This window comes from Serratia sp. CY37869, from assembly GCF_052168895.1.
Lineage (GTDB): Bacteria > Pseudomonadota > Gammaproteobacteria > Enterobacterales > Enterobacteriaceae > Serratia > Serratia ureilytica.
Genome location: NZ_JBJNLU010000004.1, coordinates 521725 through 537179, shown reverse-complemented (window position 1 = coordinate 537179; position 15455 = coordinate 521725). Strand labels below are relative to the sequence as shown.

At 59.3% G+C, this 15455-nt stretch carries 17 protein-coding genes; 7 read left to right on the top strand and 10 right to left on the bottom strand.

Annotated elements, in window-relative coordinates:
- Positions 1 to 2: 2 nt before the first annotated feature.
- The 3 genes from ACJ8J1_RS21195 to ACJ8J1_RS21185 all read left to right on the top strand — a co-directional run bounded on the left by ACJ8J1_RS21195 (position 3) and on the right by ACJ8J1_RS21185 (position 2808).
- Positions 3 to 974 carry an aldo/keto reductase gene (locus ACJ8J1_RS21195; RefSeq protein ID WP_033641894.1) on the top strand — a complete coding sequence of 324 codons (972 nt, stop codon included), beginning with the start codon at positions 3 to 5 and terminating at the stop codon, positions 972 to 974.
- A gap of 29 nt (positions 975 to 1003) precedes the next feature.
- Complete coding sequence (locus tag ACJ8J1_RS21190; protein ID WP_226886047.1) at positions 1004 to 1996, top strand: Vgb family protein; 993 nt, start codon at positions 1004 to 1006, stop codon at positions 1994 to 1996.
- A gap of 194 nt (positions 1997 to 2190) precedes the next feature.
- Complete coding sequence (locus ACJ8J1_RS21185; protein ID WP_033641892.1) at positions 2191 to 2808, top strand: Fic/DOC family protein; 618 nt, start codon at positions 2191 to 2193, stop codon at positions 2806 to 2808.
- Here ACJ8J1_RS21185 and ACJ8J1_RS21180 read toward each other — a convergent pair.
- The gene (locus ACJ8J1_RS21180) at positions 2805 to 2972 is read right to left on the bottom strand and encodes a hypothetical protein (RefSeq protein ID WP_162882342.1); all 168 of its coding nucleotides are present in this window, start codon (positions 2970 to 2972) and stop codon (positions 2805 to 2807) included. The genes ACJ8J1_RS21185 and ACJ8J1_RS21180 overlap by 4 nt on opposite strands.
- 394 nt (positions 2973 to 3366) lie before the next feature.
- Between ACJ8J1_RS21180 and mutS the strand changes: the two genes are divergently transcribed.
- Entirely contained in the window at positions 3367 to 5922 is a 2556-nt protein-coding gene (mutS, locus tag ACJ8J1_RS21175; protein WP_033644194.1) for a DNA mismatch repair protein MutS, read from the top strand.
- 79 nt (positions 5923 to 6001) lie between these two features.
- Here the strand turns inward: mutS and rpoS are convergent, their stop codons facing one another.
- From rpoS to ftsB, 8 genes are all read right to left on the bottom strand, one after another.
- Positions 6002 to 7000, bottom strand: coding sequence for an RNA polymerase sigma factor RpoS (gene rpoS, locus ACJ8J1_RS21170; protein WP_019455119.1), 999 nt, complete (start codon positions 6998 to 7000; stop codon positions 6002 to 6004).
- A 54-nt stretch (positions 7001 to 7054) separates the two neighbouring features.
- The gene (gene nlpD, locus ACJ8J1_RS21165; protein WP_033641891.1) at positions 7055 to 8053 is read right to left on the bottom strand and encodes a murein hydrolase activator NlpD; all 999 of its coding nucleotides are present in this window, start codon (positions 8051 to 8053) and stop codon (positions 7055 to 7057) included.
- Between the two features lie 325 nt (positions 8054 to 8378).
- Positions 8379 to 9005: a protein-L-isoaspartate(D-aspartate) O-methyltransferase gene (locus ACJ8J1_RS21160; RefSeq protein WP_033641890.1), complete on the bottom strand. Its 627-nt coding sequence runs from the start codon at positions 9003 to 9005 to the stop codon at positions 8379 to 8381.
- Entirely contained in the window at positions 8999 to 9760 is a 762-nt protein-coding gene (gene surE / locus ACJ8J1_RS21155) for a 5'/3'-nucleotidase SurE (protein ID WP_033641889.1), read from the bottom strand. Before surE ends, ACJ8J1_RS21160 begins: the two co-directional genes overlap by 7 nt.
- Positions 9741 to 10787, bottom strand: coding sequence for a tRNA pseudouridine(13) synthase TruD (gene truD, locus ACJ8J1_RS21150; protein WP_033641888.1), 1047 nt, complete (start codon positions 10785 to 10787; stop codon positions 9741 to 9743). The genes surE and truD overlap by 20 nt, the downstream gene beginning before the upstream one ends.
- Positions 10788 to 10791: 4 nt before the next feature.
- Positions 10792 to 11265, bottom strand: a complete 474-nt coding sequence (gene ispF / locus ACJ8J1_RS21145) for a 2-C-methyl-D-erythritol 2,4-cyclodiphosphate synthase (protein ID WP_004932594.1) — start codon at positions 11263 to 11265, stop codon at positions 10792 to 10794.
- Positions 11266 to 11275: 10 nt separating this feature from the next.
- On the bottom strand, positions 11276 to 11983 hold the full coding sequence (gene ispD, locus ACJ8J1_RS21140; protein WP_004932598.1) for a 2-C-methyl-D-erythritol 4-phosphate cytidylyltransferase: 708 nt from the start codon (positions 11981 to 11983) through the stop codon (positions 11276 to 11278).
- 3 nt (positions 11984 to 11986) lie between these two features.
- Positions 11987 to 12307, bottom strand: a complete 321-nt coding sequence (gene ftsB / locus ACJ8J1_RS21135) for a cell division protein FtsB (protein WP_016929043.1) — start codon at positions 12305 to 12307, stop codon at positions 11987 to 11989.
- A 403-nt stretch (positions 12308 to 12710) separates the two neighbouring features.
- On the opposite strand from ftsB, the gene ACJ8J1_RS21130 reads away from it, so the two are divergent.
- The 3 genes from ACJ8J1_RS21130 (at position 12711) to ACJ8J1_RS21120 (ending at position 15021) form a co-directional block, all read left to right on the top strand.
- On the top strand, positions 12711 to 13481 hold the full coding sequence (locus ACJ8J1_RS21130; protein ID WP_033641887.1) for a basic amino acid ABC transporter substrate-binding protein: 771 nt from the start codon (positions 12711 to 12713) through the stop codon (positions 13479 to 13481).
- A gap of 114 nt (positions 13482 to 13595) precedes the next feature.
- Positions 13596 to 14315 (top strand): amino acid ABC transporter permease, encoded by a 720-nt coding sequence (locus tag ACJ8J1_RS21125; protein ID WP_042706788.1) that lies wholly within the window; start codon positions 13596 to 13598, stop codon positions 14313 to 14315.
- Complete coding sequence (locus tag ACJ8J1_RS21120; RefSeq protein WP_033641886.1) at positions 14299 to 15021, top strand: amino acid ABC transporter ATP-binding protein; 723 nt, start codon at positions 14299 to 14301, stop codon at positions 15019 to 15021. The genes ACJ8J1_RS21125 and ACJ8J1_RS21120 overlap by 17 nt, the downstream gene beginning before the upstream one ends.
- Before the next feature lie 52 nt (positions 15022 to 15073).
- Here ACJ8J1_RS21120 and ACJ8J1_RS21115 read toward each other — a convergent pair whose 3' ends face one another.
- Entirely contained in the window at positions 15074 to 15400 is a 327-nt protein-coding gene (locus ACJ8J1_RS21115) for a DUF3561 family protein (RefSeq protein ID WP_033641885.1), read from the bottom strand.
- Between the last annotated feature and the right edge of the window lie 55 nt (positions 15401 to 15455).

Below are 15455 nucleotides of genomic sequence, written 5' to 3'. Positions count from 1 at the left end.
CCATGAACTACGTTCGGCTTGGCGACAGCGGCCTGAAAGTGTCTCGTCTCTGCCTGGGCTGCATGACCTATGGCGATCCGGCCTGGCGCCCCTGGGTGCTGAAGGAAGATGAAGCGCGCCCCTTTATCCGCGAAGCGCTGGAAGCGGGCATCAATTTTTTCGATACCGCCAACATTTACTCCGGCGGAGAAAGCGAGCGCATTCTCGGCCGCGCCCTGAAGGCGTTCGCACGCCGCGAAGACGTGGTGATCGCCACCAAGGCCTACTTTCCGATGGACGCGCAGCCGAACAGCCGAGGGCTGTCGCGCAAGCACCTGCTGCACAGCGTCGACGCCTCTTTGCAGCGGTTGGGGACGGATTACCTCGATCTGTTTGTGCTGCACCGCTTCGACACCGAAACGCCGATCGAAGAAACCGCCGACACCCTCGACGGCCTGGTACGGGCGGGCAAGATCCGCTATCTCGGCGCCTCCTCGCTGCACGCCTGGCGCCTGATGAAAATGCTGGCCTTTCAGCGTCAGCACCGCCTGGCGCCGTTTATTTCGCTGCAAGGCCAATACAACCTGGTGACGCGTGAAGATGAAGAGGAGCTGATCCCCCTGTGTCTGGAGGAGGGGCTCAGCCTGACGCCCTGGTCGCCGCTGGCCCGCGGCGTGCTGGCCGGTTCCGGCAACGCCGGCACGCTGCGCGCCGCCACCGACGAACAGGCGCCCCGTTGGTACGGCGGCAGAAACGAAGTAGAACGCACCGTCGCAGCGGTAGCGGAGGTGGCGGCCACGCGCGGCGTTCCACCGGCGCAGATCGCGCTGGCCTGGCTGCTGGCCAAACCCGGCGTGGCGTCACCGCTGGTGGGCATGTCCAAGCCGCACCATCTGCAGGATGCGCTAGCGGCGCTTAATCTCAGCTTATCGCCGCAAGACGTGGCCGCGCTGGAGGCGCCGATGGCGCACGCTGCCCGCCCCGATCGCTGGTAGCCCCTTTTCCGTCATTCCAGGAGAGAAACATGTCATATGTGCTTACCGCGCGAGCAGCGTTGTTCACCCTCGCCGCCGCACTCCCCCTGACCACTCCGGCGCAGGCCGCCGCCAATACCCACTGCGCCGAAAGCAGCATGACGCTGCCGCCCGGCGCGCTTTATCCCAACGGCATCGCCCGCGCGGCGGACGGCACGCTGTATGTCGGGCTGATCACCAGCGGCAACGTGCTGCGCAAGCGGCCGGGTAAAGCGTGGGAAACCTTTTTCCCTGGCGCTGACACGGTGTTCGCCTCAAACGCGCTGCGGCTGGACGAACGGCGCGGGTTGCTATGGGGCAATTCGCCGGACTTCCTTTCCGGCGGCAAATCGCGCGCCAACCGCATCTATGCGCTGAACGTCGCCGATGGCACGCTCAACCGCAGCCTGGCGCTGCCGACGGGGGAAATGGGCAACGATATCGTGCTCGGCACAGACGGTACGGTGTACGTGACAGAAACCCGAGGCGGCGGCATCCTGCGCCTGCGGCCGGGCGAAGCGGCATTCAGTACGCTGTTTCAGGATGCGCGGTTGGCGGCTCCGAGCGGGCTGGGCGCGGCCGGGATCGTGCTGCTCGACGATCGGCTGATGGCTGTCGCCAATTTCGGCACCGGTAAGCTTTACACTCTCAGCTATCACGATCCAAAGCCGCAGCTGACGGAAATGCAGCTGCCGCGCCTGATTGAAAACCCGGACGGAATGGGATTGGCGCCGGACGGCGCATTGATCGTGCTGGAGAACGGGATCCAGAGCGGCCAAGGGCGGATCCTGCGGATCGCGTTGCCAAAAGCGACCGGCATGCATCGGATTGAGGTTTTGCGCGAAGGCATGGAGTCGCCGGTCAACCTGACTATCACCCCACAAGGCTGCGCCTTCGTCAGCGAGTCGCGCATCCGCCACCGCCTGCTGCCCGGCCATGAAACCGAAGTGCCCGACAGCTTCCGCATCTATCAACTGCCCTTGCCTCTCACCGCCGCGCAATAACCTCTACGCCGCCTCAGCGGGCGGCCACTCGCGTTGTATCGTTAACATCCAATAAATTGAAACTATTTACTTCGATGTCATTAATCATACTTATGATTAATCCTAACTTAACAACCTGATTTTAATTAAATTGTTCCGCCGCGTATCGCTGATTATACTTGCCTTATCTCCCGCCTCATTTACCGAGCGTAAGCATGAGCCGATACCATGTTTCCAGCAGCGAAGGCCAATATGAGAAAGAATCCGGCGAGCAAGTTCTAGCCAACAAGCTGGGTATTGCCGATAGCAATGAACTCGACGATGCCGAATTGGTATTGCTGGAACAGCTCTACCATTCCGTTTTCGAACAGCATTTTCCGTTAGGGAAAATCACAGTCGAGATGATCAAGGGCTGGCATCGCCGCTGGTTAGGCAATATCTATGCATGGGCTGGACAAGCAAGAACTGTCAATATCAGCAAAGGGGGCTTTATGTTTGCCCCTTCGACGCGATTGCCCAAACTACTGGACGATTTCGAGGTGGAATACCTGGCTCGTTACACACCTTGCTCAGCCATGAGCGAAGAACAGCTGATAGAAGCGATTGCAATAATCCATGTTGAACTGATACTCATACATCCCTTCAGAGAAGGGAATGGCCGTTTGTCACGGCTGTTGGCCGATGTGATGGCGGTTCAGGGCGGGCATAAATCGTTGGATTATCAAAGCTGGGAACAAAACGGAGCCCAATATATCTCAGCGATTCACTCAGGTATGAACATGAACTACGAACCGATGAAACACTGGGTCAGTCAAGCACTAAGAAGGTATTAGGCAAGGCGTAAATGAGCAAATTTTTTACGCGCTTCTTCTAAAGAAGCTTCAACTCTGGCTGAGGGTTGACCTGTTTCAACCGCCGTTGATGTCGCCACGGAACGCGCAATGTCCGTACGGGACGGCTTAGCATAACCCACCTGCACTTTTTTGCTGTTACTCATGACAACCTCTGTTCGCAAATTTGCTGAAGACATTATATCAAGGAATGTACAGGACTTCATTCCCTTGCCTCTCACTCCCGAGCAATAGCTTCACCACCACTCCGGGCGGCCACTTGCGTTGTTGCCCGCAGGCGAACAACAATCTCACCGCGTTACAAACCCGCCTTGCGCAGCGCTTCCCATTTTTACCTGTGACAGCCGATTGCCCGCTGGGCTAGTATAAGCGTCTGTGCAAACCTCAGGTTTGAGTGCGCCGTTTGGCGTTTTGATGATTTGATTTGCGCCGCCCGCCAAGCGCTGAGTGGGGCGACGCCTGCTGAAACAATGTGATAGCGAATGACGACAATGAAAATCACAGTTCCCTTTACATTCAATGGATTGGAAAAATAATCGCATGAATAGCACCGATAAACTCGATTCGCACACGCCGATGATGCAGCAGTACCTGCGCCTCAAGGCCCAGCATCCTGAAATCCTGCTGTTCTACCGCATGGGTGACTTCTACGAGCTGTTTTACGACGACGCCAAGCGCGCTTCCCAACTGCTGGATATCTCGTTGACCAAACGCGGCGCCTCGGCGGGCGAGCCGATCCCGATGGCCGGCGTGCCGCACCACGCGGTGGAGAACTACCTGGCCAAGCTGGTTCAACTCGGCGAATCCGTCGCCATCTGTGAACAGATCGGCGATCCGGCCACCAGTAAAGGGCCGGTCGAGCGCAAAGTGGTACGCATCGTCACCCCCGGCACCATCACCGACGAAGCGCTGCTGCAAGAGCGCCAGGACAACCTGCTGGCGGCGATCTGGCAGGATGCGCGCGGCTTCGGTTACGCCACGCTGGACGTGAGCTCCGGCCGCTTCCGCGTCGCCGAGCCGCAGGATCTAGAGACCATGGCCGCCGAGCTGCAGCGCACCAATCCGGCCGAGCTGCTCTACCCGGAAACCTTCGAACAAATGGCGCTGATCGAACAACGCCACGGCCTGCGCCGCCGTCCGCTGTGGGAATTCGAACTGGAGACCGCACGCCAACAACTCAACCTGCAGTTCGGCACCCGCGATTTGACCGGCTTCGGCGTCGAGCAGGCGCATCAGGCGCTGCGCGCCGCCGGCTGTCTGTTGCAGTACGTGAAAGATACCCAGCGCACTTCGCTGCCGCACATTCGCGGCATCACCATGGAGCGTCAGCAGGACGGCATCATCATGGACGCCGCCACCCGCCGCAACCTGGAGCTGACGCAGAGCCTGTCCGGCGGCAGCGACAACACGCTGGCGGCGATCCTCGATCGCACAGTCACGCCGATGGGCAGCCGCATGCTGAAACGCTGGCTGCACATGCCGACCCGAGACATCAAGGTGCTGACCGCCCGCCAGCAGGCGATCGGCGCATTGCAGGAACGGTTCGCCGATCTGCAGCCTTCGCTGCGCCAGGTGGGCGATCAGGAGCGAATTTTGGCGCGCCTGGCGCTGCGCACTGCGCGTCCGCGCGATCTGGCCCGCATGCGTCATGCTTTCCAGCAACTGCCGGACATCCGCGCGCTGCTGCAAGATGTGGATACGCCGCATGTGCAGCAACTGCTATCTCAGGTAGGCCAGTTCGACGAGCTGCGCGAACTGCTGGAACGCGCGATCGTTGAATCGCCGCCGGTGCTGGTGCGCGATGGCGGCGTGATCGCCCCCGGTTACAACAGCGAGCTGGACGAGTGGCGCGCGCTGGCCGACGGCGCCAGCGACTACCTCGATCGGCTGGAGATCCGCGAACGTGAAAAGCTGGGGCTGGATACGCTCAAAGTCGGCTTCAACGGCGTACACGGCTACTACATCCAGGTGAGCCGCGGCCAGAGCCACCTGGTGCCGATCCACTATGTACGTCGCCAGACGCTGAAAAACGCCGAGCGCTACATCATCCCGGAATTGAAAGAGTACGAAGACAAGGTACTCACCTCCAAGGGCAAAGCGCTGGCGATCGAGAAAAGCCTGTACGACGAGCTGTTCGATCTGCTGCTGCCGCACCTGGCGGAACTGCAACAAAGCGCCGCCGCGCTGGCCGAGCTGGACGTGCTGGCCAACCTGGCCGAGCGCGCCGACACCCTGAACTACGCCTGCCCGGTCATGAGCGAACAACCGGGGATCCGCATTACCGAAGGCCGCCACCCGGTGGTGGAGCAGGTGCTGAGCGAACCGTTTATCTCCAACCCGCTCTCCCTGTCGCCACAGCGCCGCATGCTGATCATCACCGGTCCGAACATGGGCGGTAAAAGTACCTATATGCGGCAAACGGCGCTGATTGTGCTGATGGCGCACATCGGCAGCTACGTTCCGGCTGCCAAAGCCACCATCGGCCCGGTGGATCGCATCTTCACCCGCGTCGGCGCGGCGGACGATCTGGCTTCCGGCCGTTCCACCTTCATGGTGGAGATGACCGAAACCGCCAATATTCTTCACAACGCCACCGAGCACAGCCTGGTGTTGATGGATGAAATCGGCCGTGGCACCTCCACCTACGACGGCCTGTCGCTGGCCTGGGCCTGCGCCGAGAACCTGGCCAACCGCATCAAAGCGATGACACTGTTCGCCACCCACTACTTCGAGCTGACGACGCTGCCGGAAAAAATGGAAGGCGTGGTCAACGTGCATCTGGACGCGCTTGAGCACGGCGACACCATCGCTTTTATGCACAGCGTGCAGGACGGTGCCGCCAGCAAAAGCTATGGCCTGGCGGTCGCCGCGCTGGCCGGCGTGCCGCGCGACGTCATCAAGCGCGCCCGCCAAAAGCTGCGCGAGCTGGAATCCATCTCCAGCCACACCGCGTCGGGCAGCGTTGATGCCACCCAGATGACGCTGTTGCAGGAAGAGACTTCGCCGGCGGTAGAAGCCCTGGAGGCGCTGGATCCGGATTCCCTGTCGCCGCGCCAGGCGCTGGAATGGATCTACCGGCTGAAAAATATGGTGTAGTCAGACGCCAAACGCGGGCATAAAAAAACGGTGAGCATCATGCTCACCGTTTTTATTTGATGCGGTTCAACAACCGGCGTTATTCGCGGAACAGCGCCTCAATGCTCAGGCCCTGCATCTGCAGAATCTCACGCAGGCGACGCAGACCTTCAACCTGAATCTGACGGACGCGTTCACGCGTCAGGCCAATCTCCCGGCCCACGTCTTCCAGCGTCGCCGCTTCATAGCCCAGCAGGCCGAAACGACGCGCCAACACTTCACGCTGTTTGGCGTTCAGTTCGAACAGCCATTTGACGATGCTTTGCTTCATATCGTCGTCTTGCGTGGTGTCTTCAGGCCCGTTGTCCTTCTCGTCGGCCAGAATGTCCAGCAGCGCTTTCTCCGAATCCCCGCCCAACGGCGTATCCACCGAGGTGATGCGCTCATTCAGGCGCAGCATGCGGCTGACGTCATCCACCGGCTTGTCGAGTTGCTCGGCAATCTCTTCAGCGCTCGGTTCATGATCCAGTTTATGGGAAAGCTCGCGCGCGGTGCGCAGATAAACATTCAGTTCTTTGACGATATGGATAGGCAAACGAATGGTGCGGGTTTGGTTCATGATCGCCCGTTCAATCGTCTGACGGATCCACCAGGTTGCGTAAGTGGAGAAACGGAAACCGCGTTCCGGGTCGAATTTTTCCACCGCGCGGATCAGACCGAGGTTACCCTCTTCGATCAGATCCAGCAGCGCCAGACCGCGGTTGCTGTAGCGGCGGGCGATTTTCACCACCAGCCGCAGGTTGCTTTCAATCATGCGACGGCGGGACGGCACGTCACCGCGCAGAGCACGCCGCGCAAAATAGACCTCTTCCTCTGCGGTCAACAGAGGTGAATAACCGATCTCACCCAGATAGAGCTGCGTCGCATCCAATACGCGTTGCGTAACGCCTTGAGACAACAGCTCTTCTTCCGCTAAATCGTTCTCGCTGGCCTCTTCTTCTACCAGCGCTTTTTCATCAAACGACTCAGCCTCAGCTCCATTCTCGTCGAAATCCGCATCATCATGTAACTCGTTAACTTTCAGCGTATTTTGGCTCATATGCTGCTCCTACCCGTGATACCGCGAGCAGAATCTCAGCGTATTCTGCCCAATCTATCGCTGCGGAAGATAACGCAGCGGGTTTACGGATTTCCCCTTGTAACGAATTTCAAAATGCAAACGTACTGAACTGGTACCGGAGCTACCCATGGTGGCTATTTTTTGACCCGCCTTCACTTCTTGTTGTTCCCGGACCAGCATTGTGTCGTTATGAGCGTAGGCGCTCAGGTAATCATCATTATGTTTGATGATGATTAGATTACCGTAACCCCGTAAAGCGTTGCCTGCATACACTACGCGACCATCGGCGGTAGCGAAGATAGGCTGCCCACGGGAACCGGCGATATCGACGCCCTTATTCCCACCTTCTGATGAGGAAAAGTTATCAATAATCTTGCCGTCAGTCGGCCATCTCCAGGTACTGACCGGAGCGCTGTTGCTGACGGTGCTGCTCACTGGTGGAGCGGCTTCCGGTGCGGTAACAGGCGCAGTCGCGGTCCCAACCGCTGCGGCGCCCGCTGCAGGTAACATCTTACCTACATTCTGTTTACCCGAGTTTTCAGAATACGCGTTAGTTGATTGAGAATCAACCGTTGCCGTCTGGATCTGGGTGCTGGAAGGTGGCTTCGGAACACCGCCTTTGGTCGCGTCAGTCGTCGCCAGCATACCGCCGCCGCCATTGGCAGAACCATTACCAAGTTGAATGGTTTGGCCAACATTCAGGCTGTAAGGCTCGGGAATATTGTTGCGCTGCGCCAGGTCGCGGAAATCGTTGCCGGTGATCCAGGCGATGTAAAACAGCGTATCACCGCGCTTGACCGTATAGGTGTCGCCGCCGCTGTAGCTCCCTTTAGGGATAGCGTTATAACTGCGGTTATAGACAATGCGGCCCTCTGGGCTGGCCTGCTGCGCTCCGCCATTATTATTGCCGGATGGAACGGCGCCGCCGCCGCCCACGCTGCTGATAGGGGCTGACGTCGAGGCCGTGTTTGTACAACCCGCCAACCACAAACTTACCATCGTACACACCGCAACCCGGCGTAACGTAATCATTGGGCTTCCCGTGCTCATGCTTCCCCCATGACAGCAATATCAGTGATATATCCAAAATACCCTTTACATCGTAGCCGAGCTTTTGCCACTTCCCAGTTTCTGCGATGTAAAGGCGCCGCCGGCCGATCCCTGAACGCCAGGTCATCTCCCGCCGGAGCATCAAAACGCGCGCCAATGCTAACCACATTGGCGTCACCGCACCATAAGACAACTACGTAGAAAGGCCAATTCTAGTGAAAATTAGCCTGATTGGAACGAGAAAACCTTATCCGCACGTGATGAAAGTGCAACAGATTTTTCAGACGGTCGAAAAATCAGACAATCGCTAGGCCAATTCGCCTTTCACCAGCGGCACAAAGCGCACCGCCTCTACCGCGTCGACCACGAAATCGTTGCCATGGCGCTGAATGCGTTTGAGGGTTTGGGCATGCTCGCCCACCGGCAACACCAAAATGCCGCCGTCGTCCAACTGCTCAACCAGCGCCTGCGGGATCTCCGGCGGCGCGGCAGTGACGATGATCGCATCGAACGGGCCGCGCGACGCCCAGCCCTGCCAGCCGTCGCCGTGGCGAGTGGAAACATTATGAAGGTCGAGCTGCTTCAGGCGGCGCTTGGCCTGCCACTGCAGCCCCTTGATGCGCTCGACGGAACAAACGTGTTGCACCAGATGCGCCAGAATGGCGGTTTGATAACCGGAACCGGTGCCGATCTCAAGCACCCGTGAAGTAGGCTTCAGATTCAGCAGCTCGGTCATCCGCGCCACCATATAGGGCTGAGAAATGGTCTGACCGGAACCGATCGGTAATGCAGTGTTTTCGTAGGCTTTGTGATCCAGCGCTTCGTCGACAAAACGCTCGCGCGGCACCGCTTCGATCGCTCGCAGCAGCTTTTCGTCCCGGATCCCTTGCTGACGCAGCTGCGTCAGCAATGTTTGCATACGCTTGTTCACCATTCCCCGCTAACCTCTGCCTTGGTTAACCATGTTTTCACGACTTCCTGCGCCGCGTAGGCGGTCAGATCCACCTGTAGCGGCGTGATCGCCACATAGCCTTGTTCCACCGCCGCAAAGTCGGTATCCGGCCCGACATCAAATTTATCACCAGGCGGCCCGATCCAGTAGAGATTTTGTCCACGCGGATCCTGCTGGCAGAAGACCTTATCGGCGGGATGGCGGCTGCCACAGCGAGTGACGCGCAGGCCTTTGATCTCCGCCAGCGGCAAATCCGGCACGTTAATATTCAGGATTTTTCCGGTGCGTAACGGTTCACGCTGCAGCGCACGCAAGATGCGGCAGGTAATGGCCGCAGCAGTCGCGTAGTGTTGGTGACCGTTCAGCGACACCGCCAGCGCGGGCAGCCCCAGGTGCCGGCCCTCCATCGCCGCCGCGACGGTGCCGGAATAGATGACGTCATCGCCTAAATTCGGTCCGGCGTTAATGCCGGAGACCACGATATCCGGCGCAGGGCGCATCAATGCGTTGACGCCAAGATAAACGCAGTCGGTCGGCGTCCCCTGCAGCACCGCGATATCGCCGTTGGCCAGCGTCTGCGTGCGCAGCGGCGACTCCAGCGTCAGGGCATTGGAAGAACCGCTGCGGTTACGATCAGGCGCCACGACCTGCACCTCGGCAAACTCCCGCAGCGCCGCTGCCAGCACCTGAATGCCTGGGGCGCTGACGCCGTCATCGTTACTCAGCAATATCCGCATCACTGTTATCCTGCTGCATGATTTCGCGAACCACGCTGGTAGCAAAGCTGCCTGCCGGCAACCAGAAGCGCAGTTCCACGGTAACGTCATCCCACCAGTTCCACTGCAAATTTTGCGGCTGCAACAGCAGGGCCCGGCGAGCGGGTTCGACACGCTCGCGCTTTAAAAGCGTAAGCAATTCCGGTTGTTCCGCCAAGCATTGTTGTTCAAAAGCCAAGGCTTGGCCGGCGGTGCCTGGCTCTCCGTCGCCCGGCAAGGAAGCCGTGATCGCCAGCTCGCCGGCATCCAGCCGCTGTTGCAACGTCTCCAGCTCATCGGCTTTGGCGACGAACCAGCTACCGCGGCCGCTCAACTGCAGGGCATCCCCCTCCAGCACGGTGCGCTGCAGGCCGTCGGCCAGGCGCCGGCCGGCTATCAGATTGAACAGCGCACTGCGGCTGGCGGAAAGGTAGAAGCTGCGCTTGCTGCGCTCTTTAACGCGGATTTCGTCGTTCGCCCAGCGGCGCGCCATCACCAGATTGTTGCCGCCGCGGCCGAAGCGTTGGCTGCCGAAATAGTTTGGCACGCCCTGCGCGGCGATAGCCTGCAGGCGGCGCTCAACGTCCTGACGATCGGAAATCTGGCGCAGCACCAGCGTAAAGTGGTTGCCCTTCAGATTGCCGATGCGCATTTTGCGCAGGTGGCGGGCGAACGAGAGCACCTCGCAGCCTTCCAGCGCAAACTGTGAGAAATCCGGCGTGTCTTTGCCCGGCATATGCAGGCAGAACCACTGTTCGGTCACCGCGTGGCGATCCTTCAAGCCCGCATAGCTGACGGAACGGGCGTGAATACCGGCGAAGCGCGCCAGATAGTCGGCCACGAACTGGGTATTGCAGCCGTTTTTACGGATGTTCACCAGCACATGCTCGCCTTCACCGTCCGGCGCAAAGCCCAGGTCTTCCACCACCACGAAGTCTTCCGGATTGGCTTTCAACACCCCGGTGCTCTGCGGCTGGCCATGCAGCCAGGTCAGATTCGCCATATCCATGCGGTTATTCCTTGATCAGCAAGGCGACCGCTTCGCAGGCGATGCCCTCGCCGCGCCCGGTGAAGCCGAGCTGCTCGGTGGTCGTGGCCTTCACGTTGACGTCATCCATATGGCACTGCAGATCTTCCGCCAGGAAGACGCGCATCTGCGGGATGTGCGGCGCCATTTTCGGCGCCTGGGCAATAATCGTGATGTCGAGGTTGCCGAGGCGGTACCCTTTGGCGCGGATGCGCTTCCAGGCTTCGCGCAGCAGCTCGCGGCTGTCCGCGCCCTTGAAGGCCGGATCGGTATCGGGGAACAGCTTGCCGATATCGCCCAGCGCCGCCGCGCCCAGCAAGGCGTCGGTCGCGGCGTGCAGCGCAACGTCGCCGTCGGAGTGGGCCAACAAGCCTTTGTCGTAAGGGATGCGAACACCGCCGATCACCAACGGGCCTTCGCCGCCGAATTTATGTACGTCAAAACCGTGACCGATACGCATGGTGCGCTCCTTAATTGTCCAACTGAGTCAAATAGAACGCCGCCAGCGCCAAATCCTCCGGCCGCGTTACTTTAATGTTATCCGCCCGGCCAGCGATCAGCAGCGGATGATAACCGCAATGCTCCAGCGCCGAGGCTTCGTCGGTGACGTTTGCGCCTTCATCCAGCGCGCGCTGCAGGCACTGCTTGAGCAGCGGCAGCGGAAACAGCTGCGGCGTCAGCGCATGCCACAGATCCTGCCGTTCAACGGTGTGGGCGATGGTGTCGCGGCCGGGTTCGGCGCGCTTCATGGTGTCGCGCACCGGCGCAGCGAGAATGCCGCCCACCTTGCTGTGTGCGGTGATCGCCAACAGGCGCTCGAGATCGTCGGCGTGCAGACAGGGGCGCGCAGCGTCGTGTACCAGCACCCAGTCCGCATCACCCGCGAGCTTCAGCCCGGCCATCACCGAATCGGCGCGCTGTTTGCCGCCCTCGGTGACGGTCACCCGCGGATCCTGAGCGATGGGCAGCCGTTCGAACTGACGATCTTCCGGGCCGATAGCCACGATCACCCGTTCAATGCGCGGGTGGCGCAACAGGGCATGGATAGCGTGTTCGACAATGCTGTGCCGGCCGATGGTTAAATATTGCTTCGGGCATTCCGCCTGCATGCGGCTGCCGATACCGGCAGCGGGCAGGACGGCAATCACCGAGGGAAAGGTGCCTGCGGAGTGATTCATGCGTTATTTTTGTGCGTTATTTTGCGAGGAAGACGCCGCGTTGCGTCTGGATTGGTCAGGAACCAGACGATAGAAAGTCTCACCGGGCTTGATCATGCCCAGCTCATTACGCGCTCGCTCTTCGATCGCTTCCTGACCGCCGTTCAAATCATCGATTTCGGCAAACAGCTGATCGTTACGCGCTTTCAACTTCGCGTTGTTGCCCTGTTGGACCGCAACGTCTTCATTGACCCGCACGTAATCGTGAATACCATTTTTGCCCAGCCACAGTGAATACTGTAACCAACCGAGCAATGCCAGCAATAGCAGCGTAAGTTTTCCCATCTCCGCCCCCTGAAAAACCGACCAATCATCCCACAACTTCTCGTTGGACTCCACACTGAGAGCGGCATTTCAACGCCAAATTCAGAATACGGATGAAGGATTCCCGTGTTTATCGCCTAATTCCACTGCGAAAGCGGCAAAAAAAGCCGCTTTAGTCCGGCGCGCGCGCCGCGTTTTCCGCTGACACACACACTGCCCTTCCTCCATTATGCAGCAAGAATCACTGCACCACCGCTTCCTGACCCGTCGCTTACGCCGAGGCAAAGCAAGAAGTGAATATTTAACACCATAGAAAGAATAATCCTCATGCAGTGGTTGCACTTTCATTCATTGAAGCTTATTTTTATGCACTCATAGTGCATAAATAATTCCAATATATAACCATTCATTATCGGGGATCGCGATGTTAAAACGTTTAGTTCTGATCGGCGCCTGCCTGGCCGCCACCTTCTCCACCGCCGCGTTGGCGGCTGAACCTACCTACGTCGTTGGCTCCGGCGGCACCTATCGGCCGTTCGAATTTGAAAACAGCCAAAAGCAGCTGGAAGGTTTCGACATCGACATAATCAAAGCGGTAGCCAAGGCCGAAGGTTTCCAGATAAAACTGATCAATACGCCGTGGGAAGGGATCTTCGCCACGCTGAATTCCGGCGATCGCGATATCATCATCTCCGGCATCACCATCACCGATAAACGCAAACAAATGGTTGATTTTTCTGCGCCTTACTTCCCGGCAGAGCAGGCCATCGTGGTGCCGCAAAACTCGAAGGTAGACTCCATTGCCGCGTTGAAAGCGCTGAAGGTCGGCGTGGTGAACTCCAGCACCGGCGACATCGTGGTGTCCGACGCACTGGGCAAAAACAGCACCGCCATCAAACGCTTCGACAATACCCCGCTGATGCTGCAAGAGCTGTATGAAGACGGCATCGGCGCGGCGGTCGGCGACGTCGGCGTGGCCAAGTTCTACATCAAAACCCACCCTGAGAAAGCCTTCAAGCTGGTGCCCGACGCCAAGTTCGAACGTCAGTATTTCGGCATCGCCGTCGCCAAAGGCAACGATGAACTGCGCAACAAAATCAACGCCGGCCTGAAGAAAATCATCGCCGACGGCACCTACGCCAAGATCTACCAAGCCTGGTTCGACAGCAACGTACCGACGCTGCCGGCGGAATAATGCCCTGCCGCCGGCGCCCGCAAGGCCGTCGGCGCGCCACCGTTTCAGCATACCAAGAAGGAATACCCTTTGAACTTCCGCTGGGAGATCATCCAGGAATACGCGCCGCTGTTTATGGAAGGCGCCTGGATGACCATCAAATGCACCATTATCTGCGTGCTGCTGGGCACCACCTGGGGATTGATCCTCGGTCTGGGGCGCTTGGCGCAGGCGCCGCACGGCATCTGGAAACCCATCCTGCATTACGGCGTTCAGTGGCCGGTACGTATCTACATCAGCGCCTTTCGCGGCACCCCGCTGTTCGTGCAGATCATGGTGGTGCACTTTGCGCTGGTGCCGCTGTTCATCAACCCGCGCGACGGCCTGCTGGTCACCAGCGGCCTGATGAGCGTCGACTTCGCCCGCGCGCTGCGCGCCGACTACGGCGCCTTTCTCTCCTGCGTGGTGGCGATCACGCTCAACGCCGGCGCCTATGTGTCGGAGATCTTCCGCGCCGGGATCCAATCGATCGACCGCGGCCAGATGGAAGCATCGCGCTCGTTGGGCATGAGCTACGGCAAGACCATGCGCCAGGTTATCTTGCCGCAAGCCTTCCGGCGCATGCTGCCGCCGCTGGGCAACAACGCCATCGCCATCGTCAAGGATTCGTCGCTGGCCTCCGCCATCGGCCTGGCGGATCTGGCCTATGCCGCCCGCACCGTCTCCGGCGCCTACGCCACCTATTGGGAGCCCTACCTGACCATTTCGCTGGTCTATTGGGTCATCACCTTCCTGCTTTCGCTGCTGGTGCAACACATGGAAAAGAGGTTCGGTAAAAGTGATTCGCGTACATAACCTGCAAAAACAGTTCGGTGAAAGCCACGTGCTGCGCGGCATTTCCTGCCGGATCGCCGCCAACGAAGTGGTGTGCGTCATCGGCCCCTCCGGCTCCGGTAAAAGCACCTTCCTGCGCTGCATCAACGCGCTGGAAACGCTCTCCGGCGGCGAGATCGAGGTGAATGGCTTCGCCGTCCACGATCAGAAAACCGACCTGAACAAGATGCGTGAAAGCGTGGGCATGGTGTTCCAACGCTTTAACCTGTTCCCGCACATGACGGTGTTGGAAAACATCATCATGGCGCCGGTAAGCGTGAAAAAACTGCCGCGCGCCGAAGCCATCGCGCAAGCGGAACAGCTGCTGCGCAAGGTCGGCCTGCTCGACAAAATCGACGCCTATCCCAACAGCCTGTCCGGCGGCCAGCAGCAGCGGGTAGCGATCGCCCGCGCGCTGGCGATGGGGCCGAAAATCATGCTGTTCGACGAACCGACCTCCGCGCTCGATCCGGAGCTGGTGGGCGAAGTGTTGGCGGTGATGAAATCGCTGGCCCATGAGGGCATGACCATGGTGGTCGTCACGCATGAGATGGGCTTTGCCCGCGAGGTGGCCGACCGGGTACTGTTTATCGATCAGGGGATCATTCAGGAAGAGGGGCAGCCGCAGCAGATCTTCAGTCACCCGTCCAATCCGCGCACTCAGGCATTTTTGAGCAAAGTTTTGTAACCTTCGGCACGGCTTTGCAATCCTGCGGGCGCCGGCCTCGGCGCCCACTCTCTCACCACCCGGTCAGGAAGCTGAACACCAGCCAGAACAGGCACAGCACAACGGCACCGGTCAGCAGCAGCGTCAAGATCAGACGGCCGCGCAGCAGCATGCTGAGAGTGATGCCGATCAGCACCGACAGCGGCATCAGCGCCAGGAAGAACGGCCAGGTATAGAGCAGGAAAAACAGCGTGTTGGAACCGTAAACCAAAAACGGCAACGCGAACGCCAGCCAGTAGAAAACAAAGCCGCTGACGCCGCCCAGGAAAGAATAAGAAGGCTCCTCTTTCTCCTGTTTTGACTGCTTGGAGTCGATCAAGATAGGCGTGACATTTTGCATAGTGATCCCTGGTTATTCGGCTCGCTCTGCGGCGGCTTAGAGTAAAAAGCGCATG

Bases quoted from the DNA above. Each gene is read 5' to 3' on its own strand.
- ACJ8J1_RS21195 (WP_033641894.1), top strand. From the start codon at position 3: ATGAACTACGTTCGGCTTGGCGACAGCGGCCTGAAAGTGTCTCGTCTC.
- ACJ8J1_RS21190 (WP_226886047.1), top strand. From the start codon at position 1,004: ATGTCATATGTGCTTACCGCGCGAGCAGCGTTGTTCACCCTCGCCGCC.
- ACJ8J1_RS21185 (WP_033641892.1), top strand. From the start codon at position 2,191: ATGAGCCGATACCATGTTTCCAGCAGCGAAGGCCAATATGAGAAAGAA.
- ACJ8J1_RS21180 (WP_162882342.1), bottom strand. From the start codon at position 2,972: ATGAGTAACAGCAAAAAAGTGCAGGTGGGTTATGCTAAGCCGTCCCGT.
- mutS (WP_033644194.1), top strand. From the start codon at position 3,367: ATGAATAGCACCGATAAACTCGATTCGCACACGCCGATGATGCAGCAG.
- rpoS (WP_019455119.1), bottom strand. From the start codon at position 7,000: ATGAGCCAAAATACGCTGAAAGTTAACGAGTTACATGATGATGCGGAT.
- nlpD (WP_033641891.1), bottom strand. From the start codon at position 8,053: ATGATTACGTTACGCCGGGTTGCGGTGTGTACGATGGTAAGTTTGTGG.
- ACJ8J1_RS21160 (WP_033641890.1), bottom strand. From the start codon at position 9,005: ATGGTGAACAAGCGTATGCAAACATTGCTGACGCAGCTGCGTCAGCAA.
- surE (WP_033641889.1), bottom strand. From the start codon at position 9,760: ATGCGGATATTGCTGAGTAACGATGACGGCGTCAGCGCCCCAGGCATT.
- truD (WP_033641888.1), bottom strand. From the start codon at position 10,787: ATGGATATGGCGAATCTGACCTGGCTGCATGGCCAGCCGCAGAGCACC.
- ispF (WP_004932594.1), bottom strand. From the start codon at position 11,265: ATGCGTATCGGTCACGGTTTTGACGTACATAAATTCGGCGGCGAAGGC.
- ispD (WP_004932598.1), bottom strand. From the start codon at position 11,983: ATGAATCACTCCGCAGGCACCTTTCCCTCGGTGATTGCCGTCCTGCCC.
- ftsB (WP_016929043.1), bottom strand. From the start codon at position 12,307: ATGGGAAAACTTACGCTGCTATTGCTGGCATTGCTCGGTTGGTTACAG.
- ACJ8J1_RS21130 (WP_033641887.1), top strand. From the start codon at position 12,711: ATGTTAAAACGTTTAGTTCTGATCGGCGCCTGCCTGGCCGCCACCTTC.
- ACJ8J1_RS21125 (WP_042706788.1), top strand. From the start codon at position 13,596: ATGGAAGGCGCCTGGATGACCATCAAATGCACCATTATCTGCGTGCTG.
- ACJ8J1_RS21115 (WP_033641885.1), bottom strand. From the start codon at position 15,400: ATGCAAAATGTCACGCCTATCTTGATCGACTCCAAGCAGTCAAAACAG.